The sequence below is a fragment of the Parundibacterium terreum genome (assembly GCF_014636315.1).
GTDB classification, from domain to species: Bacteria; Pseudomonadota; Gammaproteobacteria; order Burkholderiales; family Burkholderiaceae_D; genus Undibacterium; species Undibacterium terreum.
Window position 1 is genome coordinate 243679 of record NZ_BMED01000006.1, and the last position, 24474, is coordinate 268152.

The window sequence follows — 24474 nt, forward strand, 5'->3', positions numbered from 1 at the left end:
TCGTATAGTTACGATTTCAACTAAGCTTTTGATAGTACACAGCGCGTAGAGTTTTCAACAATACGGTATAACTACTGTAAGTAGTAACCACAATCCGCGAACATCGCACTTTTTCCGTGCAAAACGACGCCGCCGACGCTGAACTGCCAAGCTTGAAAACCGCCTTATTAAAACACAAATCAGCTTGCTACTGATAGCATAAATGCAGCGGCTTTTTCGGCGATCATGATGGTAGGGGAATTGGTATTGCCGGACGTAATAGTCGGCATCACGGAGGCATCCACCACCCGCAGGCCGCGTATGCCGCGCACCCGCAACTGGCTGTCCACAACCGCGGAGGCATCATTGGCGCGGCCCATCTTGCAGGTGCCGACAGGATGGAAGATCGTGGTGCCGATATCGCCGGCAGCGCGTGCCAGTTCTTCTTCGGTACGGAACTGCGCGCCCGGCTTCATTTCCTGCGGCGCATACTTCTGCATCGCAGGCGCAGCGACGATGCTGCGGGTCAGGGTCAGGGAGTCGGCCGCGATCTTCCTGTCTTCCGGCGTACTCAGGTAATTGGGAGTGATCTTGGGCGCTGCCAGCGGGTCATTGCCGGCGATGCGCACGTGGCCGCGCGAAGTCGGCCGCAGGTTGCAGACGCTGGCCGTGAACGCCGGGAAAGCATGCAGCGGATCGCCGAATTTTTCCAGCGACAAAGGCTGCACATGGTATTGCAGATTAGGCGTCTGCTGCGACGCATCCGACTTGGTAAACGCTCCCAGTTGCGAAGGCGCCATCGACATCGGGCCACTCTGCATCAGCATGTATTCCAGGCCTATCCTGGCCTTGCCCAGCCAGCTATTGGCCATCATGTTCAGCGTGCGCGCGCCGCTGATCTTGAACGCGGAACGGATCTGCAAATGGTCTTGCAGATTCTCGCCTACGCCGGGCAAATCATGTTCCACCTTCACGCCTGCGCCATGCAGATGCGCAGCAGGCCCTATGCCGGATTGCTGCAATATCGCCGGCGAACCTATCGCACCCGCGGTCAGCACGGTCTCGCGTGCCGATTCCGCATGCCACAGCTTATTGTTGCCGAAAAATTCCACCCCGGTACAGCGCCTGCCCTGCTCGCCGTCTTCCAGCAACAGGCGCTTCACCTGGCAGCCGGTCATGATGGTCAGATTGCCGCGCCCGGCAGCAGGACGCAGGAAAGCCTTGGACGCATTCCAGCGTATGCCGCGCTTCTGGTTCACATCAAAATAGCCGCAACCCTCGTTATTGCCACGATTAAAATCTTCAGTCTTGGGAATGCCGACCTGCGCTGCCGCTTCACGGAAGGCATCCAGAATCTCCCAGGACAGCCGCTGCTTCTCCACCCGCCACTCGCCGCCCGCACCATGGAAAGCATCCGCCCCGCTGTAATGATCTTCACTCTTCTTAAACACCGGCAACACCTGGTCCCAGCGCCAACTGGCATCGCCGGTCAGCTCCGCCCACAAATCATAATCCCGCTGCTGCCCGCGCATGTAAATCATGCCGTTGATAGAAGAGCTGCCACCCAGCACCTTGCCGCGCGGATAAATCAAATTACGCCCATTCAAACCAGGCTCAGACTCGGTTTTGTACAACCAGTCGGTACGCGGATTATTGATGCAATACAGGTAGCCCACAGGGATATGGATCCACACATAATCATCCTTGCCCCCCGCCTCCAGCAACAACACATTCGACTTGCCATCCGCACTCAGCCGATTAGCCAATACACAACCCGCAGTCCCCGCACCGATGATGATGTAATCAAATTTACCGGCTGATTCCATGTATGTTTTCCTAGTAAAGCAAGGTCGAGTTGAATATATAGGATCGAACTTTGAGCTGATAAAGCTTTAGCCAAAGCTATCAAAAAAATGCAAGCTGGTTCGGACGTTGCAGTTGCTTTTGAATTTCATCCGCTCGGGACGCGGCATTTTGTGCTTTACAGAAAATGGATCAGAAATGAACGTTGTCTGAGCCGAAGGCGAGTTCCGTTCATTTCCCATTTTTTGTAATGCAGCAAAATGTGATGGCGCAATGCGCCATCACCCGAAGGGCAAGTCTGCGGTCGCCTTTTTTGGCTTACCTTTTTTGGCGAGGCAAAAAAGGTAAGTAGCCGCCGGGCTACCCCCGGCCAGCAATCATAAAAAGCCACGCTCTTAACCAAGCGCAGGGCAATGAAAACGCTATGCCAATAAATCCGGTTTACTTAGCTACCGGCATAGTAAACTCCGCCCCCTTATCAATACTATCCGGCCACCGCTGCATAATAGACTTATAACGAGTATAAAAACGTATCCCCTCTTCCCCATACGCATGCACATCGCCAAACAGCGAGCGCTTCCAGCCGCCAAAGGAATGCCAGGCCATAGGCACAGGAATAGGCACATTGATACCAACCATGCCAACCTGGATGCGGCGTGAAAACTCGCGCGCGGTATTGCCGTCCGATGTAAACAAAGAGACGCCATTGCCAAACTCATGCGCATTGATCAGGTTCACCGCCGAAGCAAAATCCGGCACCCGCACGATGCACAATACCGGCCCGAAAATTTCTTCGCGATGGATCTTCATGTCCTGCTTCACATGGTCGAACAAGGTACCGCCCAGGAAGAAGCCGCCTTCATGGTCGGCCACTTGCAGGCCGCGGCCATCGACCAGCAATTTGGCGCCTTCCGCAATACCGTCGGCGATATAGGCTTCTATCTTGGCCTTGTGCACCGCTGTCACCACCGGCCCCATTTCCGCATCGGCTTCCATACCGTTCTTGATCTTCAGGGCCTTCACGCGCGGCACCAGCGCATCCACCAGTTTGTCGGCGACGTCGCCGACAGCCACGGCAACCGAGATCGCCATGCAGCGCTCGCCGGCGGAACCATAGGCAGCCCCCATCAGCGCATCGACCGCCTGTTCAAGGTTAGCATCCGGCATCACCACCAAATGGTTCTTCGCGCCGCCCAGAGCCTGCACGCGCTTGCCGTTGCGGGTGCCTTCGCTATAAATGTATTCGGCAATCGGCGTGGAGCCGACAAAGGAAATCGCCGCCACGTCTGGATGATGCAGCAGCGCATCCACGGCCACCTTGTCGCCCTGCACCACGTTAAATACGCCATCCGGCAAACCCGCCTGCTTGAACAGCTCGGCAATCAGCAGCGATGCAGAGGGATCACGCTCGGAGGGTTTCAGGATAAAGGTATTGCCGGTCGCAATCGCCAGCGGCGCCATCCACATCGGTACCATGAAGGGGAAATTGAAAGGCGTGATGCCGGCAGTAACGCCCAGCGGCTGGCGCAGGTTGAAGTTGTCTATGCCGCCGCCGATATTGTCGGAAAACTGGGTCTTCAGCAGTTGCGGCATGCCGCAGGCAAATTCCACGATTTCCAGCCCGCGCGTGACTTCGCCCATCGCATCCGACAAGACCTTGCCATGCTCGCGCGTGATGATGGCCGCCATTTCCTTATGGTGCTTGTCCAGCAATTCCTTGAACTTGAACATCACCCTGGCCCGCTTCAGCGGCGCAGTCTCGGCCCAGGCCGGTGCGGCCGCCTTGGCCGCCGCCACCGCGTCATCCACCTCTGCCGTACTGGCCAGCACCACCTTGCCCGACACCTCGCCGGTGGCAGGGTTGAACACGTCTTGCCGGCGGCCGCTATCGGAAGGCGCAAGCTGGCCGTTGATATAGTGCTGGATCAGGCTGGGGAAGGAGCTGGAAGCTGGGGAGGCAGACATAAGGAAACCTTTGGGGTAAATAACGAGGTCTGCCTAGAATAATCCAGCGCATACGCCTGATCCAATGAGTTATTATCAACAGCAATATAAGCAATGCTAATAATAAAGACAGGCAACACCAGTGGATAACTCCCGCAAACAGGCAAGCAAATGGACCTGACCCAATTACGCGCTTTCGTTACCGTCGCCCGCGAAGGCAATCTGACCCGTGCAGCAGAACGCCTGCATGTGACCCAGCCTGCGGTCAGCCTGCAGATCAAGTCCCTGCAGGAAGATCTGGACCTGCAATTATTCAACCGTACCGCCAGCGGCATGGTGCTCAGCAAGGATGGCGCCAAATTGCTGGCCTATGCAGAAAAGGTGCTCAGCAATGTCGCCGAGTTCCGGCAAGCCGTTGAAACGCTGCACACCACGCTCTCCGGAGAATTGTCGGTAGGCACCATCCTGGATCCGGAATTCACCCGCCTCGGCATCTTCCTGAAGCGCTTGGTGGAAACTTATCCACAGCTATCCACCAAGTTGCAGCACGGCATGTCCGGCTCGGTATTGCACCGAATACGCAGCGGCGAGCTGGACGTGGGTTTTTACCTGGGTAAGCCGCCGGACGATGGCAAACCCGCCTGCCACGCCTTGAGCCTGACCAGTTTCAGCTATCGCGTAGTGGCGCCCAGCGGCTGGAAAAACCGGGTCAGCGGCAAAGGCTGGGCGGCGCTGGCGCAACTGCCGTGGATATGGACACCGCCGGAGTCCGCGCACCACCGCCTGCTCAGCAAGGTATTTGCTGAGCACAATGCCAGCCCCAACAAGGTGGCCCTGGTGGACCAGGAGCCATCGATGCTGGACTTGGTGAAATCCGGAGTCGGCCTCAGCCTGCTGCGCGACTCCATCGCGATACGCGAAGCGCATGCGCACGGCCTGGTGATCGCGGATGCGGTCAGCTTATCCACAGAGCTTAGCTTTATTACACTGGAAAAACGCAAAAACGAGCCCATGATTGCCGCCGTATTCAGCCTGCTGAGACAGTGCTGGGGGCTGGAAGAGGTATGACACCTTATTTTGCAATGCAAAATATTGCTTTTGCCGGCAGGCAGGGTATATTTCTATAGTCCAATTTTTTGTGTTGCGGAGCCCACGTGATCAAATCCTCTGTCTTGCCGCTGATGAGCTTGCTGGGTGCGCTTGGCGCACCGGTGCTCGCGCAGGCAGAGGATATCAAGCTGTACATACAGGAATTCGCGCCGTTCACGCATACCGATTACCAGAGCACCGAGATCCATGGCTTTGTCACCGACAAGGTGGTAGAGATCATGAAACGCGCCAATGAGAGCTATACCATCACCAGCACCTCGCTGGCGCGCGGCTACCAGGCCGCGCTGACCGAAGACAATTCCTGCCTGTTTGCCTTCCGCCGCACCCCGGACCGGGAAAAGTATTTCAAATGGGTAGGTCCGGTAGCCACCGACAACTGGGTACTGTACGGCAGGAAAAACGATACCCGCATGCTGAAGAGCCTGGAAGACGCCAAGTCCTACAACATAGGTTCCTACAAGAACGCCGCCACCGGCCTGTATCTGCAGGAGCAGGGTTACAAAATCCAGTTCGCCAGCCAGGATGACGATAACCCCCGCCTGCTGGTCAATGGCAGGCTGGATTACTGGATCGTATCGGAATTGCACGGCATGTTTCTGGCGCAGCAACAGGGTTACTGGAACGATATCAGCAAGGCCGTCAAATACCGCAGCATAGACTTGTACATGCTGTGCAATGCGAAAATGGACAAGCAGCGCATAGACAATTTCAACCAGCTCAATGCCGACCTGGACCGCGACGGCACGGCAGAAAAGCTGATGCGCAAATACGGCGTCAAGTAAATCGCTATACAGCCTCTTGCGCCAGCGCCATCCCATCCGTGCCTTCCTGTGCAAATCAGGCGATAATGTCGGCCTGAAGCGAGGAAAGAAACGATGAGATCCACCAAGGCCAGTTACGCGATATCAAGACTGAAAGACCGCAGCGACAATGCGCCCTATTCCATGGTCACCATGGCGGATGGCCGTTTCTACCTGGTACTCGCCAATGGCGACGCCGATCCGCAAAAACTGAACGAACCCATGGAGCTGGATGAATTCGTGCGCTTCGTCAATTCGCTGGGCAAGCAGACACCTAAGAAAATCAGCAAACTGGACGTCGCCTTTGAAGCCAAGCTACGCAAGAAAAGCGACTGAGCTCGCTGCCCTTTTATCCCTGCCTTATTTATCCTTGAAAGCCACCGCATGAAAATTCGCGTATTGCCTACCGCCTTTGCCGTATCCATTGCAGCTTCCATGCTGCTGCCTTTCAGCGTTGTGAACACTGCAACGGCGGCCACCGCCAAGCCAAAAGCCGCCGCTGCAGCAGCGGCGCCGCTGACATTGCAAATCATCGATACCCAGGTCGGCACCGGCAAGGAAGCAGCAGCCAATACCGTGGTCACCGTTAACTATACAGGCTGGATCTACAGCCCCAAGGCCGACAAGCAGCACGGCGTGCAATTCGACAGCTCGGTAGGACGTGGACCGTTCAGCTTCCCGCTGGGCGCCGGACGCGTGATACAGGGCTGGGACCAGGGCGTGGCAGGTATGAAGGTAGGCGGCAAGCGCACCCTGATCATCCCCAGTGAACTGGGCTATGGTGAAAATGGCGCCGGCAGCAAGATCCCTCCCGGCGCCAACCTGATTTTTGATGTGGAACTGGTCGGCGTCAGGTAAGCGCTGGGATCAGCACTGAAATAAGCACTCAAGCCAAAAGCCGGACAAGCAAATGAGCAGCCCAATGCAGCAACTCAGCTACCTGCAAGCCTACCCCGAGCATATCCAGAGCCAGGTCAGGCAACTGATCGCCGATGGCAAGCTCGGCGAGGTGCTGCTGCGCAAATACGCCGGTGCGCATGAGGTGCGCACCGACAAGGCCTTGTACAACTATGTGCAAGACTTGAAAAACCGCTACCTGCGCAACGGCGAGCAAATCAGCAAGGTCGCCTTCGACAGCAAGATCAAGGTGATCCAGCATGCGCTGGGCCAGCATACCTATATCTCCAGGGTGCAGGGCAGCAAGCTCAAATCCAAGCATGAAATCAGGGTCGCCAGCTTGTTCAAATTCGTGCCCGACGAATTCCTCAGGATGATCGTCGTGCACGAGCTGGCGCACTTGAAAGAGAAAGAGCACAACAAGGCTTTCTACAAGCTGTGCACGCACATGGAACCGAACTACCACCAGTACGAACTGGACCTGAGGCTTTACCTGACGCAGATGGATCTCTCAGGCGAGGGACTGTGGATAAGCAAGGATGGCTACGCCGCCAGCGCAGACGCATCCGCCTGATACTGCCCTTGCATGGACCAGGTTGTGGATAAGTTTCCACAACCACCCGCTGCTACCGCAATGCACAACAAGCTGTGCGCATTATCCACAGCCTGTGCCGCCTGATTCGCCGGGCTATCGATTACACTGATGTTTTAATTTCAATTGACGGCATATGGCATATCTACTGGCACTAGATCAGGGTACCTCCAGTTCCCGCAGCATATTGTTCGACGACAAGGGCAATATCGTCGCCTCGGCCCAGCAGGAATTCCGGCAGATTTTTCCGCAGCCGGGCTGGGTGGAACATGACCCTGTGGATATCTGGCAAAGCCAGCTTGCCACGTGCCGCCAGGCCCTGAGCAAGGCCAACATCCCCGTCAAGCAGATTGCAGCACTGGGCATTACCAACCAGCGCGAGACCACCGTCGTTTGGGAAAAAGCCAGCGGCAAACCCATCTTCAATGCCATCGTCTGGCAAGACCGGCGCACCGAAGCCTACTGCGATGAACTGCGCGCACAGGGCTACGCCGGCATGATACAAAAGAAAACCGGGCTGATCCTCGATCCATATTTCTCCGCCACCAAGTTGAAGTGGATACTCGATACCGTACCGAACGCGCGCGCGCAGGCCGAGCGCGGCGAACTGGCTTTCGGTACCGTGGATAGCTGGCTGAGCTGGCAACTCAGCGAAGGCAAGCTGCACGTCACCGACGTCAGCAATGCGTCGCGCACGATGCTGTGGAATATCCACCAGGGCTGCTGGGACCAGGAATTGCTGGATTGCTTCAATATCCCGCGCGCAGTGCTGCCGGAAGTCCATCCATCCAGCCACCGTTACGGCGAGACCACGCTGTTCGGCAGCCCTATCGCCATCGCCGGTATTGCCGGCGACCAGCAATCCGCGCTGTTCGGCCAAGCCTGCTTCAAACCCGGCATGGCCAAGAATACCTATGGCACCGGCTGCTTCATGCTGATGCATACCGGCAGCGACTGCGCAGTATCGACGAATGGCCTGATCAGCACGTCCGCCTGCCAGGTAGGTTCGCAACCGCAATATGCAATGGAAGGCAGCGTGTTCATCGGCGGCGCCGTCGTCCAATGGCTGCGCGATGGCCTGAAAGCCATCCAGCATTCCACCGATGTGGAAGAACTGGCCGCTACCGTGCCGGATTCCGGCGGCGTGGTTTTCGTTCCTTCTTTCACCGGCCTGGGCGCGCCTTACTGGGTGCCGTCCGCCAAGGGTGCGATACTCGGCCTCAGCCGCGGCACCACGGTGGCGCATATCGCCCGCGCCGCGCTGGAGTCGATTGCCTTCCAGAGTACCGACCTGCTGCTGGCCATGACGCGCGATGCAGTATCTGCTATTAGCGAATTGCGGGTCGACGGCGGCGCGGCAGCCAATAACTTGCTGCTGCAATTCCAGGCCAATCTGCTCGGCATACCGGTGATACGCCCCAAGGTCACCGAGACCACGGCACTCGGCGCCGCCTATCTGGCCGGCATCGCCGTCGGCGTATTTCAGAACACTGAAGAATGCGCAGCGCAGTGGCAGATGGAAAGAACCTTCCTGCCGACCATGAGCCGCGACCAGGCCGGAGCCCTGATGCAGCAATGGGAACAGGCGATAGGCAGGGTGCGCTAGTCTTATGTAAAGAAAAAGCCTGTGGATAAAGTTTCAGCACAGGCCCAAGGGTTCACATAATAAAAAAGACGGCCTGAGCCGTCTTTTTTATTCGCGCGTCAGCGTCTGTTGATAACTTAGCCCTCAGACTCCAGCTTGCCGTTGACTTCACGCACACGGTCCCCGACTCTCCAGCCGTCCTGTGGAAAACTGCGTACCTTGCCGTCATCCATGCGTACCTTGACGATATAGGTCGTGGTTGTATTGCGGCGTTTTTCCACTTCGTTACCGGCATAGCCGCCGCCTACCGCACCGGCCACCGTCGCCAGCGTATTACCGTTACCGTGGCCTACCTGATGGCCCAGCACGCCGCCCAACACCGCACCGGCGGCAACACCCAGGCCGCTGGTCTGCGCCTGATGTTGCACAGCCTGTATAGAATCTACGCGGCCGCAATGTTTGCACACTGCAGGACGGGATTCGGCTGCAGGCGCTGCATTCCTGTATTCAGGATTGGCTTGCGCCACTTGTGAAGTGTAGGGCTGGCCTTGCGGATTGCGGGAGTTACCGGAGTCATTCGGTGCGTTATCCACATACGCCTGCCCATTTTTTTGCCCGGCTTGCGGCGCATTTGCATAGCCATCCTGGGCATTTTGCGCATTCTGCGGTTGCGACATCGTCGCATTCTGCAATGCGGCCTGATCGACAGGACCGGATTTGCTCAAAGAGTTAGGCAAGATTCCGGTGATCGCGGCAACCCCGATCAAGCTGACCAGGGTAACGGAGACTGCGGCACCGGCAACCAGCGGGTGTATGCGGCGGGATTGATTATTTTCCATTTGAAGACCTCATTCTTTTTTAATTTATATGTACGGCAATCGGCGACATGACAGAACTACTATTGCTGTACTCCAAGTGTACAGGCCCGCGCTCGCTTAAAGAAGGTAATTAGTGTGTCAGATGTAATGCTTTGTAAGCCCTGTCAACATAGTCCTACAAGCTCCTAGGACAGCAGCCCGAAATCGTGGAAAAACTGTGTATAAGTAGCTCGGTTGTATGATTTTGCGGAGCAAACAACGGCCCAAAATCACGCTATTGTCATTTGCAGAGATTAAATTCAGAATAAAGCGCCGTCCTGAAGATTGCCCGTTTTCTTTTTCAACCCATGGAGAGAATAATGAGAATACTAAAATGGTTGCTGGGTATCATCGCTGCACTCGTGGTACTTCTGATCGCCATTGCGCTGATGCTGCCGAATGACTTTACAGTCACCCGCAGCATCGTCATCAATGCACCGGCAGATAAAATTTATCCGCTGGTCGCCGCGCCGGCCGAATGGAAAAAATGGTCGGTCTGGAACCAGCGCGATCCGGCCATGCAGATGACGTTTTCCGGCCCGGCCAGCGGTACCGGTGCCGCCTGGGACTGGCAAAGCAAAAGCCAGGGCAACGGCGGCATGAAATTCACCGCTGCAACGCCTAACCAGAACATAGACTATGAACTGCATTTTGAAGGTATGGGCAAACCGTCCAGCGGTGCATTGAAATTCGAGCCGCAAGCCGGCGGCACCAAACTCACCTGGTCCATGCACGGCAACAGCGAAGGCAACCTGATGATGAAGCTGTTCAGCCCCTTCATGGACAAGATGGTCGGCAGTGATTTCGACAGCGGCTTGAAAAACCTGAAGAAGCTGGTAGAGCAACCCTGATTTACTGTGGCCGTTTCACTCTAAAGCCCGCCAGCACCTTATCTGGCGGGCTTTTTCATTCAATATGGCCTATTTATCCCCAAGCTGCCCACAGTCTTACCCCTGGCTTATAAACAGGCTTATCACCATGTTATCCACATGCTTACCCACCGCCATTTAGCCAAAAATCGTGGCACTGACGGAACTTAAGCACAGCTTAGCCACAACTTAATCACATGGTTAAAAACAGGGTTAAGCACAGGCTTATCCACAATTTTGCGCACAAAACCACAGAATTCACGGCTTCCCGCATTTTTCATCAATTTTTCATTCAGCTGTCACCGGTATGTCATCAATGCTGCCTAAAGTGCTCGATGAAAGCAGGAAAAAGTAATAAGGATATACCGGGAACACCGGGGGAAAAACTGAGCGCGGGGATACTATGCAGACGAAAACTCTGGTCGACAATGCCATCATCAATTCCAGCACCTCGGGCAGCAAAGCCTGGGCCGACAAGTTATTCACACACTGGTTCAGCCGCCTGGTGTATGCGCAGATCTGGGAAGATCCGCAATCCGACCTGGATGCGCTGCAACTGAAACCCGGCGCCAATATCCTGACCATTTCTTCCGGCGGTTGTAATGCACTCGCCTATCTGGCGGCCGATCCTGCCGCCGTGCATGCGGTAGACCTGAACGCCAATCACCTGGCCATGCTGGAAATGAAGCAGCGCGCGATCAAGCACCTGCCTGACTATGAAGCGGTACTCGCCTACCTGGGCGACGCCAACCATGTGGATAACCTGAAGCGCTACAAGCGCCATATCCGCCCCCACCTGTCGGAAGCAGCCTCCGATTTCTGGGAAAGCCGCGACTGGTCCGGCAAGCAGCGTCATCATTACTTCAGGGATAATGCCTATCAGTACGGCCTGCTTGGCGACTTCATCGGTTTTGCGCATTTCTTCGTGCGCATGATGGGCGGCGACATGAGCAAGCTGGCGGCCGCGCGCAATCTGGAAGAACAAAAGCAATTGTTCGAGCAGCACCTGGCGCCGATCTTCGATACCCGCCTGTTCCGCTTCATCGCGCGCCAGCCGATTGCACTGTACAGCCTGGGCATACCGCCGTCGCAGTTCGATGCGCTGAAAAAAGATGCACCGGGCGGACTGGACGGCATGCACCTGCTGTTCAAGGAAAGAATGCGCCATCTTGCCTGCGATTTCCCGCTGGATGAAAACTGTTTTGCGCATCAGGCCTTTGCCCGCCGCTACGACACCGGCAAGCAACAGGCCTTGCCTATGTATCTGCAGCGCGAGCATTTTTCCAGCCTGCGCAATAATATAGACCGGGTGCACGGCCACCACACCAGCCTGACCGAATTCCTGCGCAATCAGCCGCGCGAATCGATGCACGCGTATCTGTTCCTCGATGCGCAAGACTGGATGGACGACATCCAGCTGACCGAGCTGTGGGAAGAAGTCACCCGTACCGCAGCGCCGGATGCCAAGGTCGTGTTCCGCACCGGCGGCAGCACTTCGCCGCTGGAAGAAAAACTGCCGCCGTATTTGCTGCGCGCCTGGTACACCGACACCGCGCATAACCGCGCGCTGTATATGACAGACCGTTCGGCCATCTACGGCGGCATGCACCTGTATCAAAAACAGCCGGTTTAAGAAACCTGAATTCCGGCTCAGTAACTGAACAAGATTTTTGATACCCGATTCTGAGTGAACGCCCAAATACCGACGCGCAACCTGGCTGATGCCCTGTGGCTGCTGGTGGCCCGCGCACGCGGCGGCGCGCATTGGCTGGCAAATACGGCGTGCGATGTGCATTCGGTGGAAATTGAACATAGCGCGCAGCCGGTCACCTTGCTGCGCAGCGAGCGCTCCTCGCCACAGGCGGCTCAACAGGTCCAGAGCTATGTGGCCAGCCCGGTTTCGAGCTGGGTCAGTTATCCACAGCATGAGCTGGCGCGCAGGCTACAGGCAAACCCGGGCTTCGCCGCCCGCACTGCCGCCGCCTGTGCATTAAGCCCCTTGTCCCTGCTACTCAAAGGCTGCGGCCTGGATCAGGCTGCCATCTTCGGCAACAGGCTGATCTCGACCAATCTGTACCCGGACTGGACTTATCCACAGTTGCAGCAGCTACAGCAGCAATTGCTGGATCTTTATCCACAGCGGCCGCTGATGCTGAGGAATATTTGTCCACAAGTGACGCCCGGCCTGGCCAAATCCCTGCAAGACCTGGGCTGGCAATTGATACCGGCACGCCTGGTCTACCTGTGCGAGCCCGGCCAGGCCAGCGTGTGGAAACATAATCATGTAAAACAGGACAAGAAACTGCTGGCCGGCGGCGATATGCAAGTGCTCAGCCCGCAGCAATTGCAGGCAGCAGATCTGCCGGCGATGCGCGAGCTGTTCCGCAGCCTGTTTATCCACAAGCATTCCGGTCTGAATCCGGATTTCACACCGGCTTTTTTTGAAATGTGCCTGGAAAGTAATTTCCTGGACCTGTATGCCTTGCGCCTGCAGGAAAAAATCGTCGGCGTCGTCGGCCTGTATGAACACTATGATCCCTACAGCGAACGCAACTGGCTGACCACGCCGCTGATAGGCTATGACCAGAACCAGGCGCAAGATCTCGGCATTTACCGCCGCCTGATGTCTTTATTATTGCAACAAGCACAGCAAAGACAGGCCTCGCTGCACTACAGTTCAGGCGCCGGACAATTCAAACGCGCCCGCGGCGGCATCGCCCACCTGGAATACACCGCCGTTTACAGCAGTCACCTGCCGCGCTTCCAGCGTCATTGCAATGAAGTCTTCGCCGCGCTGATGCAAAAACATGCGCCGGCTATCCTGAAAAAAGCCGATTCCGTCTGAAAACGGCCCTTTAGGACCAAAGAGCCTGTGGATAAAGCTAGGGATATCCACAGGACAGCATGTGCAAAATCTCAAGTTTGCCGGTAAACCAAAATCTTATCCAGAATATGTTCTTTTTTAGTACACCGCTTAAGCAGCTATTTATACTGGCGCTAAGAAATTGATTTTTTTAGGTAAACAGCAGTTATCCACAGAAAACAGCCACTGTTAACAACTACTACTATGTATATATAACTTAGTCGTATACAACAAAACCCGAACAAAAGAAGATTTCTTTCCCAAACCATGAAAAACAATTCAAGCCAAAATCAAACAACTACCCAAAAAATTGCATTCATCTTCGCCATGCAAGAAGAACAGCAAGGCCTGGAACACCAGTTGCAAGACAAAAAAGTCGTTGTCAGAGGCAAGCGCCGCTACCTGACCGGCAGCTTGTGGGGGAAGGAATGTGTTTGCGTGCTGTCCGGCATAGGCAAAGTCGCTGCTGCAACAACCGTCACCAGCCTGATAGAAAATTTTGATGTCAGCCAGATCGTGCTGATCGGTGTCGCCGGGGCTGCCGACGCAGAACTGAAAATAGGCGATATCGTCATTGCCACCACGCTGATGCAGCACGACATGGATGCCAGTCCGCTGTTTCCCCGCTTTGAAATCCCGCTGACAGGCGTCAGCCACTTATCCACAGACACGGCCTTGAGTGGGAAATTAGGCCAGGCGGCCGACTTTTTCCTGGAGAACGACAGGGAAAATCATGTGTCGGACGCCGCTATCGCCCAATTCAACCTGCAAAACGTGAAAATCCGCTATGGCCTGATCGCCAGCGGCGACCAATTCATCAATGATGCGCAGATCCTGGCCGCTTTGAAAAAGGATTTGCCGGATCTGCTGGCAGTGGAAATGGAAGGGGCGGCGATCGCCCAGGTATGCCACGACTACGAAATCCCGTTTGCGATACTCAGAACCATTTCCGATGATGCCGGCGAACACGCGGATTACAACTTCGGCCAGTTCATCCAGGAGGTTGCGGCGCAGTACAGCCTGGGTATTTTGCATAACTTCTGCCGCGCAAGCTAAAAAGCAGGCAAAAAAGACATCTATTTTCAATTCGTCTGTGGATAAGTCCAAGGATATCCACTGCACAGATTGTGGCAAAACCCATTTTTTGCCGCTGCGCTAAAATTTGTTCAGAATCTGTCCTGCTTATTCACAGGATTTGCCAGCGTATTTATCTTTTCTGTAAACGTTTGATTTTATTCAGGTAAACTGACTTATCCACAAAAAAACGCGGCGTTAACAACTACTACTATTTATATATCTAACATAGCTATATTTATTAAACGCTGTGGAAAATCCGAAAAAAAGAGCGCAGGCAAAACTGCAAAGGCACAAACCGCATCGGCAAGCAAAAGCAGCAAACTGGAATTCTGAGAAAAATCAAAAACGGTTTTGCAGATGAAAGCCAACTTCCCTGCACAGGCAGTGGTCATTGCTGAGGCAGTGCTGCGAATTCGAAAAATAAAATCAATTCGCAAGCCAAGTCATTGATTTTTATAGAAATGAAAAACGCTATACATTTCTTTCTACAGATTTATCGACAGACTTATCCACAGGCGACGCATTGCATTCGGCTTTTTGTCTGGTATAAAGCTAACTTTTCAGCATTCCCCAAGAGAGGCCAACCAGCTCATTTTCAAATTCAGCAGTGCCCAGCAAAGCAGAATCCTCCATCGAGGCCGAGCGTATTACCCCCATCACAGCCCGGGTCAGTACGTACATGCCGGCAGCGGTTGGTGGACGCAATTCCGGGTCCTTGATTTGCTGCAAAGTGGCTGCAATCTGCCCGGCCATCAGATTCAGGCTGTGGATAATTGGCTCGGTGTGGTCCAGGCGCCAGGCAATTTTGACCAGGGTACGCTTCAGGCGGCGGCCGGTGCCGAAAGCGATGATCAGGGCCTGGATGAATTCCGTCAGTAGCTGGCGGCTGGAAAGTTGGCGGTTTTGAGCAGCCAATAGCATTTTTTGTAGTTCGGCAATGACGCGATTGCGTTCCCTGTCTATCATCGACAAGACGATCGCCTCCTTGCTGGGAAAATATTGATACAGCGTACCTATTGAAAAACCGGATTTTTCAGCAATGCGATTGGTAGTCAGCGCGGATTCGCCTTCGCTGCCCAAAATCTGAGCGGTTGCTTCGTAAATTGTTTCTATGGTTTTTTCTGCACGCGGTTGTATCGGGGTTTTCCGCATTAAATCAAGCACTTGCATTACTTTTTTACGTGTCGCCATGGAGTCTCCGAAAGCGAGTATCAAAACTGAGCAAAGCTCACTAAAGTGATAATAACGCATCACGCAAGATGCACAGGCTTGGGCTGGCGCCGATTTACCTGCGCCGCTCGTGCCAAGGGCTTGTTCAGAAATTAGCCGGAATAATTTCTCCACAGCCTCAAGTTATCCACAGTTTTGGAGCTTTTACCTATGGCAGCAATCGAAGTACGGCGTTTGAATATCGATTTATCGCAGGGTTTTCCCAGGCACTGGCTGGGCGGTGATGCCTTCCGCTCGCAATTGTTCAATGCGCTGTCCATGAGTTTTCCACTGGGCGAGCAGTTTTTTATTGATAGCGTGCGAGCTGCGCAAGCGCAGATCAGTGATCCGCAATTGCTGGAAGACATACGCGGCTTTATCGGCCAGGAGGCGACGCACCGGCATTTGCATGCGCAGTACAACGAGCAATTGTTCAAGCAGGGGCTGAAGTATGTGATGGAACCCTGGGTAAAACGCCGCCTCAAGGCGTCCGCGCATTTATCGGTACGCAGCAATCTGGCGGTAACGATGGCGTATGAACATTTCACCGCAATCTTTGCCGACGTGGTGTTGCGGGACAAACTGGAAAACGCGGCAGAACCGGCTAAAAGCCTGTGGCAATGGCATGCAGTGGAAGAAACCGAGCACAAATCGGTCGCTTTTGATGCATATCGGGCGATAGGCGGCGGTTATAAATTGCGGGTGGGCTGGTATGTGTATGTGTGGCTGATGTTCCTGATCGACGTGATCTGCCAGACCGGAAACAACTTGTATCGCGACGGCCAGTTGTTCAAGCCCCGGACCTGGTTCAGCGCAATTGGCTATCTGCTGGGTAAAAAGGGTTTGCTGTGGGATTTGATACCGCAAGGCTTCAGTTACCTGCGGCCGGGATTTACCCCGTGGGACCAGGACAATGGCGAGTTGGCCAGCAACTGGTTGCATGCCAACAGAGATACTTACCGGGTATTAGGAGCAACAAAAGACCCGGATATCGCCAGCGCAGCTAAGAAAACCGCAACAACAGCATAGTCCTGAAACTTGTCCACAGCCCCGGGCATGCCAGAATGCTTGCCAAATTTTTAAGCTGCGGCTACTCTGGCTTTAGATTCTTGGCAGCACCGGGCTTATGCCCGCCAGAGCTGTTCTGAACTTATCCACAATTTCATCCTGATCATCTTTTCCATGTTATCCACATTCTTGCGGATGATATGCGCAGAAAGACGGTGCAATGATACGTCTCGTCCTGTTGCTGCTAGGCGTGGATTTCATGCGGGAGCGCTGGCGCCTGCTACGTGCGCTGGGCTGGATCTGGAGCGTCGCCGGCATCATTATTTTCATCGATGCGCTGGATAATGCGCTGTGCTTTCCTATCGACTTTTTTGCCTACCTGTTGCTGGCCAACGGCATTTCCACCTTGCTGGTTTCCTGGACAGGTGTCGGCGGCCAGCGCAGCCTGCGGCTGGTCAAGGGAGCGGCTTATGTGTTTGCCGGCTTGCTGGTGCTGGCCGGCGTTCATCTGTACGGCAATTTTTTATTGTCGATGATCTTCGGCACCCTGTTCCTGGCGGACGGTGTTTTACAGGCGACTTCGGCGACGCTGGTGCGTTTTCCACGCTGGAAACTGGCCTTTGCGGTTGGCATGCTGGAATGCGCGATCGCATTATTTTTCTATCAGCCTTACCCCACCCACTATGTCGGCACCGTGCCGTACTGCATAGGCCTGGGGCTGATATTCGGCGGCTGGCAGATGCTGTTGCTGTCGTATCGCGTGCATCGCTTGTCCAGCCTGGCGACGGTGGAATCGGTATTGGAAAACGGCGCGGATAGTTTTTCCACAGGCTTGCCGTCCGAAAGCAAGGCCGGGATCAGTGATTTTGAATGGGACGGACCGCCAACGGCGAATGAAAAAGCGCTGACCGTGCATGTATGGACGCCGGTAGGCTCGGCCAAGACCGAAGCGCAGCGCATGCCCATCGTAGACCGCTATATTGCTGCAGTGGATGTGAACGGCATCATTTCCACCGGCCATGCAGCGCTGGAAACGCCGGAAGGCATCTATATCAGCCTGTATCCTGGCGTGGAAATTGACCATTCTCCCGATGATTTCAGCCGTTTATTGCGCGCAACGCACGAGAACGACGTGCCGGGGGTATTCCAGCCTGACTATGCGACCGAATCGCAGGCCTGGTGCCCGTCCACCGTCAAGGTCAGGATACGCAACTACAATGCCGGGCGGCTGCATGCTTTCTGGGAAACATATCAACAGGATAAGACCTATAACCTGACCTGGAGAAATTGCTCCAGCTCGGTTGCCAAGGCGCTGGAAGCGGCCCTGGAGGGCGTTGTAGGCAAGGTGCAGGGGCGTCGTACCGCCTGGACCGTGTTTGTCCGCCTGCTGCTCAGTCCGGAGCTATGGGTGGCGGCACAGATACGCAAGCGCGCCAAAACCATGGCCTGGACGCCGGGATTGACACTGGATTATGCGCGGGCCTTGAGCATGCTGGCCGATCCCAGGCCGGCAGGGTGGATAAAGATGATGCGGATAAGCGCCAGGAAAATATCGCGTCTGGGTAGGAAGCAAACATAGAAAGCCCGTCATAGCAGGCGCTAGAGCAAAGCAGTGACGGGTAGTCAGAGCTTATCAACCGGCTATGCACCGCTTATGGACAGGCTTATGAACATGGCTGTCCACATGCTTATCCACCATTTTTGAGTACTTATGAACAGGATTTAAACAGCGTATACACAAGATATACGCTGTTTATTCAGTAGATATCCACAGGGATATCCCCTGTGGATGATTTGGCAAGTCCCTTTGCCAATGGGCTGGCAAATGAACTGGTAGATGAGTTGCCGGCAAGCGCCTAGCTTTGCAGCGTCATCAGGCTGGCATTGCCGCCGGCCGCCGTGGTGTTCACGCACAGTGCGCGTTCTGCCACCAGCCTCCACAATGGCACTTCGGTGTTTTCGTGGGTTTCTATCACCGACACGATGGCGCCGTTCTGCGCCGCAAATACCGGCTTGTAGTGCGCCAGCAGCGCGCCTTCGACCAAGGCAAACTGCGCATCTGCCTGCTCTGCTTCGGCTTGCTGTATCTTCGCCCTCACTTCGGTCGGCAGGCCGGCCGGCAACACGCCCATGGTCTGCGCCGGCAATACCGGCGTATTGCCGGTTGCCAGCAAGGCTGCCAGCTGGTTCAGCAGGCAGCTCACCGTATTTGCTGCACAGAACACGCGGCCGCGCGGCGCGAAGGACAAGGTATTGCGCTCGCCGGTAGGGCCGGGCAAGACCAGGGTCATCTTGTAAGGCGTCTGGTAGGCATACTGGTCGGCCAGTTCGGCAATCTTTTCGTGGCCATGGGTCTTGGCCCATACCAGCAAGGCTTCCAGTGCTGCCGGCGACTGGCGTTCATACACGGTATGGCCGCCGAGCTGGCCGGTAGGATTCTTTTGCAGACGCTTCAGGTACAGCGGGCCGCCGGCCTTGGGGCCGGTGCCGGATTTGCCTTCACCGCCAAAAGGCTGCACGCCGACGACTGCACCGACGATATTGCGGTTCACATAGATGTTGCCCACATGTGCGCGCGAGGTGATGAAGTCTATCGTTTCATCAATGCGGGAATGGATGCCTAGTGTCAGGCCGAAACCGGTGGCGTTGATGCTGTCTATCAGCTTGGGCAGATCGTCGCGCTTGTAGCGCAGCACATGCAATACCGGGCCGAACACTTCCTTGCTCAATTCAGACAGTGAAGAAATCTCGATGACGGTAGGCGCAACAAAGGTACCCTGCTCGCAACTGGAAGCCAGCGGCAGACTGTAGCTGGTCTTCGCCTGCTTTTGTATATTGGCTATATGGGTTTGCAACTGCTTTTGCGCATCCGCATCGATGACCGGCCCTATATCCACGGCCAACTGATCGGGTTTGCCTACGCGCAGTTCCTGCATCGCGCCTTTCAACATTTCCAGTGTCTTGTCGGCGATATCGACCTGCAGGCACAGCACGCGCAAGGCCGAGCAGCGCTGGCCGGCGCTGTCGAAAGCGGATGAAAGCACATCCTGCACCACTTGTTCCGGCAAGGCGCTGCTGTCGACGATCATCGCATTCTGGCCGCCGGTTTCAGCGATCAGCGGGATATCGATATTCTCTGCTACCGCGCGCTTGCTCAGCGTGCGGTTGATGATCTGCGCCACTTCGGTGGAGCCGGTAAAGATCACGCCTTTCACGCGGCTATCTGCCACCAGTTGCGCACCAACCACTTCACCGGTGCCGGGCAGGAATTGCAGCGCGCCGCGCGGCACGCCTGCTTCATGCATCAGCTGTATCGCGCGGTAGGCGATCAGGGGTGTTTGCTCGGCCGGTTTGGCCAGCACCACGTTGCCGGCAGCCAGCGCCGCGCTGACTTCGCCGATGAAGATCGCCAGCGGGAAATTCCATGGGCTGATGCAAACCACCGGGCCCAGCGCCAGCGTATTCGGCAAGCTTTCCACTTGTGCCGCATAGTAGCGCAGGAAGTCCACTGCCTCACGCACTTCCGCCAGCGCATTCGGCAGCGACTTGCCTGCTTCGCGTATTGCCAGCGCCATGAAGTCCAGGGTTTGCGCTTCCAGCAGGTCTGCGGTTTTCTTCAGCGCCGCTGCGCGTTCCACCGGTGCGGTGGTTTGCCAGTCTATCGCATACGCTTCCGCTTGCGCCAATGCGGTCTGCACATCCTGTGCATCGGCTTCTATGACCTGGCCGACGATGTCATGGCGATCGGCCGGATTGCTGACATCTTTTGCCGCCGTTGCCGATACCCGTCCATGCAATAGCGGCGCGGCAACCAGTTGCTGTGCGCTGTTGGCGGTAAAGCCGGCTGCGATTTTTTCCAGTTCCAGTTCATTGCTGAAATCCAGACCGGCGGAATTCTTGCGTTCGCTGCCGAACAGGTCGCGTGGCAGCGCAATGCCGCTGTGCGGCACACCGCCCAGTTTGGTCGCAATTTCTATAGGATCGGCGATCAGGGTTTCTATCGATACGCTTTCATCGACAATCTGGTTCACGAAAGAAGAGTTGGCGCCGTTTTCCAGCAAGCGGCGCACCAGGTAGGCCAGCAGGGTCTGGTGCGAACCGACCGGCGCATAGATGCGGCAAGGCTTGTTCAGCTTGTCTTTGCCTACCACCTGGTCGTACAGGGTTTCGCCCATGCCGTGCAGGCACTGGAATTCATAGTCGGTGATCTTTGCTGCCTGTGCCCAGCTATAGATGGTGGCCAGCGTCAGCGCATTGTGCGTGGCGAACTGTGGATAAATCACATCGGTCGCCGCCAGCAGGCGCTGCGCGCAGGCGAGGTAAGACACATCGGTATACACCTTGCGGGTGTATACCGGGAAGCCGCTCATGCCGTCCACTTGCGCGCGCTTGATCTCCGCATCCCAATACGCACCCTTGACCAGGCGCACCATGAACTTGCGATTACTGCGGCGGGCCAGGTCTATCAAATAATCGATCACATACGGGCAGCGCTTCTGGTAGCCCTGCACCACGAAGCCTATGCCTTCAAAGCCTGCCAGATCGGCATCGAAGGCCAAAGCTTCCATCAGGTCCAGCGACAGCTCCAGCCGGTCTGCCTCTTCCGCATCGATGTTCAGGCCTATGTTGTATTGCTTGGCCAGCAGCAGCAGTTTTTTCAGCAGCGGCAGCAATTCATTCAGCGTGCGCTCCCTTTGTGCGCGCGAATAGCGTGGGTGCAGCGCAGACAATTTGACCGAGATGCCGGGGCCGTCCTTGATGCCGCGGCCGTTGGAAGCCTTGCCGATGGCATGGATCGCGGTTTCATAGGCGCGGTAGTAAAACGCCGCGTCGTGTGCAGTCAGTGCCGCTTCACCCAGCATGTCGTAGGAATAGCGATAGCCGCGTTTTTCATTGTCCTGGCTATTCTTCAGCGCTTCTTCTATGGTCTGGCCGGTGACGAACTGGTTGCCCAGCATGCGCATCGCCAGGTCCACGCCCTTGCGTATCAGCGGTTCGCCGCCCTTGGCGATCAGGCGTGTCAATGCAGAACCCAGGCCCTGCTCGCTATTGGTGGTCACCAGCTTGCCGGTCACCAGCAAGCCCCAGGTTGCTGCATTCACAAACAGTGAAGGCGATTCGCCCAGATGCTTGCTCCAGTCGCCCTTGCTGATCTTGTCGGCGATCAGCCTGTCTGCGGTCTGGTGGTCGGGAATGCGCAACAGCGCTTCCGCCAGGCACATCAGCGCCACGCCTTCTTCGGAAGACAGCGAAAACTCATGCATCAGCGCATCCACACCGGAGGCGCGGGTACGCTGCTGCCTGACCGAGCTGACCAGCTTGTGCGCAAGCCCGCGTATTGTTTCCTGAGTGGAAGCCTGCGGCTGGATTTGCGACAATAGCCATTGCACGGATTCGGCCTCATCCCGGCGATAAACCTGGGTAATTGCTGCTCTGAGAGGGGAAGAATGGGGGATAAGTTCTGCTTGTAAACTGGCAAATGGCGGGACAGACGGCTGAGAGGTCATATATCTTTTTTATAGTAACTAATATGATTTCATTGTATCGACGAATCCTTGTTATTAATTCTGGAAATATGAACGCATATCGAAATTTTCTATTTTGTGAGAAAATTACACCGAATTTTATTAATCAATATTACGACTTCTTATGCTCGACAAAATCAGTAAAAGAATTCTGGCCGAATTACAAAATGACGGCCGTATCAGTAATGTAGAACTGGCAACCCGGGTCAACCTGTCCCCGGCAGCCTGTTTGGAGCGTGTGCGCAAGCTGCAAGAGTCCGGTTACATCCTGGGCTATACCGCGCAACTGAACCCGCATCTGCTGGATGTGGCGCTACTGGTATTCATAGAAGTGGTGCTGGACCGCACTACACCCGATGTGTTCGACGCCTTCAAGCGCGGCGTGCAAGCCATACCAGAGGTGCTGGAGTGCCATATGGTGGCCGGCGGCTTTGATTATCTGGTGAAAGCCCGCGTCAAGGACATGAACGCCTATCGCGACTTCCTCGGCAAATCGCTGCTGCAATTGAATGGCGTGCGCGAGACGCATACCTATGCAGTGATGGAAGAAGTCAAGAATACGACCAATCTGCCGATCAAATAAACGCGCAGCACGCAGCACGCAGCACCTGGGGCTGCGTATTTGATCTGCAGGTATTCACGATGTTATCCACAAGCACCCGGCAGAAATCACTCTGCCGGCGCTAGCTTTGCCTCTCCGCCAGCATGAGTTGTGCAGGCAAGCCCCATCTTTTTCTTCCCGTTCCTGACCCTGCTTTCCTTTCTTTTTGCCGAAGACGCAACATTCGGCTGAACCGCCTGGGCCTTTTTAAGTAACGAAACGTCACGAGCGTGTAACATAGTGTTGCTACATTCATGACTCTTTTAACAAGAGCTGGATGGATGACATGAAACGCAGATACGGAATCGTTGCTGGACTCAGCGCGGCTATCTTGATCACAGGTTGCGGCAGCAGCACTGTCAATGAAGCCAGAAACCCGACTACACCGGAAGAGCCGGTAGTAGCCGCTCCCAAGAACGTAATCTTCTTCCTCGGCGACGGCATGGGCATGACCACGCTGACCGCCGCGCGCACTTACGCCGTTGGCGAAGATGGCGATCTGACCATAGACACGCTGCCAGAAACAGCCTTTGTCAAAACCTATTCCAATGATGCGCAGGTCACCGACAGCGCACCTTCGATGTCTGCCTACATGACAGGCGTGAAGATGAACAATGAAGTATTGTCCATGTCTTCCGACACGCTGGCGATAGACCCGGTGGCAGATGCCAACGGCAACAAGCTGGGCAACAACTGCGGCACCAAGAACGGCACACCGGCAACCACCTTGCTGGAAATGGCCAAGGCCAAGGGCCTGTCCGCCGGCGTAGTCACAACAACCCGCATCACGCATGCCACTCCTGCAGCGACCTATTCCCACATCTGCCACCGCGATCTGGAAAATGACATCGCCGCAGCTATGGTACCGGGCGGCACAGGCTATAACGCAGCATTGGGGACGACCGGCATCGACGTCGTACTGGGCGGCGGCACACAATTTTTCACGCCATTCGCCAAGGGCGGCAAGCGCTCCGACAACCGCGACCTGATCGCTGAAATGAAAGCCAAGAACTACGCCGTTGCCAGCAACGCGACCGAGTTCAATGCCATCGACGGCACCAAGACCGACCGCCTGTTCGGCCTGTTCACTTCCAGCCACATGAGCTATGACCTGGACCGCGATCCAAGCAAGGAACCTAGCCTGGCCGACATGACAACCAAGGCCATGGACGTATTGGCCAAGAACAGCAAGGGTTACTTCCTGATGGTAGAGGGCGGCCGTATCGATCACGCGCTGCATGAAACTACCGCCAAGAAAGCGCTGCAGGATACGCTGGCTTTCGACAATGCAATCAAGGCAGCGATTGCCAAGGCCAAGGTCAGCGATCCTACTTTGAAAAACACGCTGATCGTTGTCACCGCCGACCATGACCACACGCTGGTATTGAACGGCTATGCAAAACGCACAGGCAAAACCACGCCGACCAATCCAGGTGTACTGGGCGTAGTGAAAAACTATGTGACCGGCGCAGTGGAAAAAGATCTGGATGGTGCACCGTATTCCATCATCGGTTTCGGTAACGGTGAAAACCGCACGCAAAGCAGCCGTTCCGTGCTGGCCGCGCTGGATGAAACGACCACCGCAGCCAATACCTACCACCAGGAAGCGGTCATCCGTGTTGCTGCCGGTAGCGAAACCCACGGCGGCACCGATGTGTTCCTCGGCGCGATCGGCAAGGGTTCGGAAACCTTCCTCGGCACGATAGACAACACCAAGGTCTTCACGCTGGTTAAAAACGCCTCCGGCCTGTAATC

At 55.5% G+C, this 24474-nt stretch carries 19 protein-coding genes; 14 read left to right on the forward strand and 5 right to left on the reverse strand.

Annotation, left to right across the window (positions count from 1 at the left end; genetic code table 11):
• Positions 1 to 179: 179 nt before the first annotated feature.
• Both IEW12_RS24065 and IEW12_RS24070 read right to left on the reverse strand, forming a co-directional pair.
• On the reverse strand, positions 180 to 1805 hold the full coding sequence (locus IEW12_RS24065; protein ID WP_188568674.1) for a GMC family oxidoreductase: 1626 nt from the start codon (positions 1803 to 1805) through the stop codon (positions 180 to 182).
• 418 nt (positions 1806 to 2223) lie between these two features.
• Entirely contained in the window at positions 2224 to 3747 is a 1524-nt protein-coding gene (locus tag IEW12_RS24070) for a CoA-acylating methylmalonate-semialdehyde dehydrogenase (RefSeq protein WP_188568675.1), read from the reverse strand.
• Positions 3748 to 3897: 150 nt separating this feature from the next.
• On the opposite strand from IEW12_RS24070, the gene IEW12_RS24075 reads away from it, so the two are divergent.
• The 6 genes from IEW12_RS24075 to glpK all read left to right on the forward strand — a co-directional run bounded on the left by IEW12_RS24075 (position 3898) and on the right by glpK (position 8731).
• Positions 3898 to 4794 (forward strand): LysR family transcriptional regulator, encoded by an 897-nt coding sequence (locus IEW12_RS24075; RefSeq protein ID WP_188568676.1) that lies wholly within the window; start codon positions 3898 to 3900, stop codon positions 4792 to 4794.
• A gap of 86 nt (positions 4795 to 4880) precedes the next feature.
• Positions 4881 to 5618, forward strand: coding sequence for a substrate-binding periplasmic protein (locus IEW12_RS24080; RefSeq protein WP_188568677.1), 738 nt, complete (start codon positions 4881 to 4883; stop codon positions 5616 to 5618).
• A gap of 93 nt (positions 5619 to 5711) precedes the next feature.
• The gene (locus IEW12_RS24085) at positions 5712 to 5972 is read left to right on the forward strand and encodes a hypothetical protein (protein ID WP_188568678.1); all 261 of its coding nucleotides are present in this window, start codon (positions 5712 to 5714) and stop codon (positions 5970 to 5972) included.
• Between the two features lie 48 nt (positions 5973 to 6020).
• A complete protein-coding gene (locus IEW12_RS24090; protein WP_188568679.1) occupies positions 6021 to 6494 on the forward strand; it encodes an FKBP-type peptidyl-prolyl cis-trans isomerase in 474 nt (157 codons plus the stop codon).
• Between the two features lie 64 nt (positions 6495 to 6558).
• Positions 6559 to 7107 (forward strand): M48 metallopeptidase family protein, encoded by a 549-nt coding sequence (locus IEW12_RS24095; protein ID WP_188568881.1) that lies wholly within the window; start codon positions 6559 to 6561, stop codon positions 7105 to 7107.
• A 154-nt stretch (positions 7108 to 7261) separates the two neighbouring features.
• Entirely contained in the window at positions 7262 to 8731 is a 1470-nt protein-coding gene (glpK, locus tag IEW12_RS24100; RefSeq protein ID WP_188568680.1) for a glycerol kinase GlpK, read from the forward strand.
• A gap of 116 nt (positions 8732 to 8847) precedes the next feature.
• Here the strand turns inward: glpK and IEW12_RS24105 are convergent, their stop codons facing one another.
• Positions 8848 to 9549, reverse strand: a complete 702-nt coding sequence (locus tag IEW12_RS24105; RefSeq protein WP_188568681.1) for a glycine zipper 2TM domain-containing protein — start codon at positions 9547 to 9549, stop codon at positions 8848 to 8850.
• A 338-nt stretch (positions 9550 to 9887) separates the two neighbouring features.
• Here IEW12_RS24105 and IEW12_RS24110 point away from each other — a divergent pair, with 338 nt between their 5' ends.
• From IEW12_RS24110 to IEW12_RS24125, 4 genes are all read left to right on the forward strand, one after another.
• Entirely contained in the window at positions 9888 to 10418 is a 531-nt protein-coding gene (locus tag IEW12_RS24110; RefSeq protein WP_188568682.1) for an SRPBCC family protein, read from the forward strand.
• Positions 10419 to 10839: 421 nt separating this feature from the next.
• Positions 10840 to 12069, forward strand: coding sequence for a BtaA family protein (locus tag IEW12_RS24115; RefSeq protein WP_188568683.1), 1230 nt, complete (start codon positions 10840 to 10842; stop codon positions 12067 to 12069).
• Between the two features lie 54 nt (positions 12070 to 12123).
• A complete protein-coding gene (locus IEW12_RS24120; protein ID WP_188568684.1) occupies positions 12124 to 13281 on the forward strand; it encodes a hypothetical protein in 1158 nt (385 codons plus the stop codon).
• 285 nt (positions 13282 to 13566) lie between these two features.
• On the forward strand, positions 13567 to 14355 hold the full coding sequence (locus IEW12_RS24125) for a 5'-methylthioadenosine/adenosylhomocysteine nucleosidase (RefSeq protein ID WP_188568685.1): 789 nt from the start codon (positions 13567 to 13569) through the stop codon (positions 14353 to 14355).
• A gap of 573 nt (positions 14356 to 14928) precedes the next feature.
• Here IEW12_RS24125 and IEW12_RS24130 read toward each other — a convergent pair.
• On the reverse strand, positions 14929 to 15567 hold the full coding sequence (locus tag IEW12_RS24130) for a TetR/AcrR family transcriptional regulator (protein ID WP_188568686.1): 639 nt from the start codon (positions 15565 to 15567) through the stop codon (positions 14929 to 14931).
• A gap of 189 nt (positions 15568 to 15756) precedes the next feature.
• On the opposite strand from IEW12_RS24130, the gene IEW12_RS24135 reads away from it, so the two are divergent.
• Positions 15757 to 16614, forward strand: a complete 858-nt coding sequence (locus tag IEW12_RS24135; RefSeq protein ID WP_188568687.1) for a metal-dependent hydrolase — start codon at positions 15757 to 15759, stop codon at positions 16612 to 16614.
• Between the two features lie 199 nt (positions 16615 to 16813).
• Entirely contained in the window at positions 16814 to 18172 is a 1359-nt protein-coding gene (locus tag IEW12_RS24140) for an HdeD family acid-resistance protein (protein WP_188568688.1), read from the forward strand.
• 277 nt (positions 18173 to 18449) lie between these two features.
• Here IEW12_RS24140 and putA read toward each other — a convergent pair whose 3' ends face one another.
• Positions 18450 to 22100, reverse strand: coding sequence for a trifunctional transcriptional regulator/proline dehydrogenase/L-glutamate gamma-semialdehyde dehydrogenase (gene putA / locus IEW12_RS24145; RefSeq protein WP_188568689.1), 3651 nt, complete (start codon positions 22098 to 22100; stop codon positions 18450 to 18452).
• 142 nt (positions 22101 to 22242) lie between these two features.
• On the opposite strand from putA, the gene IEW12_RS24150 reads away from it, so the two are divergent.
• Together IEW12_RS24150 and IEW12_RS24155 are read left to right on the forward strand one after the other, a co-directional pair.
• Positions 22243 to 22701, forward strand: a complete 459-nt coding sequence (locus IEW12_RS24150) for an Lrp/AsnC ligand binding domain-containing protein (RefSeq protein ID WP_188568690.1) — start codon at positions 22243 to 22245, stop codon at positions 22699 to 22701.
• A 304-nt stretch (positions 22702 to 23005) separates the two neighbouring features.
• Positions 23006 to 24472, forward strand: coding sequence for an alkaline phosphatase (locus IEW12_RS24155; protein WP_188568691.1), 1467 nt, complete (start codon positions 23006 to 23008; stop codon positions 24470 to 24472).
• Positions 24473 to 24474: the final 2 nt, after the last annotated feature.